Genomic DNA, 1,568 nt, shown 5'->3' with positions numbered 1-1,568 from the left:
ACGGCATGTACGGCATGGCCAACTTGCCGAACGGCACCGGTTACAAGCTGTTCCATACCGCGCCGTATCAGATCGCCGCCAAATCCGGCACCTCGCAAGTGTTCAGCCTGAAGCAAAACCAGACTTACAACGCCAAAATGATCCCGGTGAGGCTGCGCGATCACATCTTTTATACGCTGTTTGCGCCCTACAAAAATCCCCGGGTGGCGATGGCGCTGATCCTGGAAAACGGCGGCGGCGATGGCGTGGTGGCGGGGCCGACCGCGCGCGCGATCCTCGACCACATTTTTGACCCGGCCAACGCGCCACAGCCCGGCGATACGCCGCAAAGTAAACCGCAGTTAAACGACAGCGCGGATGTGCAACGGTGATGCGGTTTGTTTTTACTTTCTTACAAACTGCAATCTCCTGACCATTTCCGGCAAGGTAGACTGAAATAACACCATAAACTGAATAAAAACGCAGGGTTAACACAACAGTGGCGCCATCGACCAAAAAGAGCGGTAAAACCTATTCCACAGTTCGTTTCGGCTGGATTTGCGCCGGCATGCTGGTCTGTTTTTTTCTGTTGGCGTTCAGGGTCGGCTACCTGCAACTGCTGGAACACCAGCAGTTGGCCAATCAGGCTGACCAGCGTTCGATCCGCACCCAGGTGGTGCCGACCAACCGCGCCATGATCACCGATCGCAACGATGAGGCGCTGGCGGTCAGCGTGTCGTCCAAAGACATCGTGCTGGATCCGAAGCATATTCTCGATACCCAGACCGATACCGGCAACGAACGCTGGCAGAGCATGGCCAACGTGCTGAAGATCCCGCTGGCGGACATCCAGCATCTGATCCAGAGCAACGCGCACAAACGTTTTGTCTACCTGGCGCGCAAGGTGGAGGACGACAACGCCGCCTACATCAGCAAACTGCACCTGACCGGCGTCAGCGCCGAGCAGGATTTCAGCCGCTTTTATCCGATGGGCCAGGATGCCGCCGGGCTGATCGGCATCGTCGGCCAGGACAATCAGGGGCTGGAGGGCATCGAGCTGGGGTTCAACCCGCTGTTGCAGGGAAAAAACGGCCTGCGGGTCTATCAGAAGGATGGCAGCGGCGCGGTGATCGGCGTGCTAAAGAGTGTGGATCCGGTGCCGCCACCGAACGTGACGCTCAGCATCGACAAATTTATCCAGTACGTGCTCTATGCGCAGATCCGCGACGGCGTGGTGGGTAACCAGGCCGACTCCGGCTGTGCGGTGCTGGTCAAGATCGACACCGGCGAAATCCTCGGCATGGCCAGCTATCCGTCGTTCAACCCGAACAACTATGGCAGCACGCCGGCGAAAGATATCCGCAACGTGTGCAGCAGCGACAGCTTCGAACCGGGTTCGACGGTGAAACCGGTGGTGGTGATGGTGGGGTTGGAACATAAGCTGATCCGGCCGGATACCGTGCTGGACACCACGCCGTATCGGGTGAACGGTCACCTGATCAAAGACGTCGGCCACTGGTCGAAACTGACCATCACCGGCGTGCTGCAAAAATCGAGCGACATCGCGGTATCGCATATTGCACTGGCGC

Annotated in this window: 2 protein-coding genes; both read left to right on the top strand. The window is 58.3% G+C overall.

Annotation, left to right across the window (positions count from 1 at the left end):
* Positions 1 to 371 (top strand): penicillin-binding transpeptidase domain-containing protein (locus ADK28_RS00645; protein WP_256364566.1); only part of this gene is annotated, 371 nt, incomplete at its 5' end.
* A 107-nt stretch (positions 372 to 478) separates the two neighbouring features.
* A partial coding sequence (locus ADK28_RS00640; RefSeq protein ID WP_048794616.1) for a penicillin-binding transpeptidase domain-containing protein occupies positions 479 to 1,568 on the top strand: 1,090 nt, incomplete at its 3' end.

The organism is Serratia sp. 506_PEND (assembly GCF_001076875.1).
Lineage (GTDB): Bacteria > Pseudomonadota > Gammaproteobacteria > Enterobacterales > Enterobacteriaceae > Serratia > Serratia marcescens.
The sequence above is the reverse complement of the archived record's forward strand: the minus strand, read 5'-3'. Positions and strand labels throughout refer to the sequence as shown.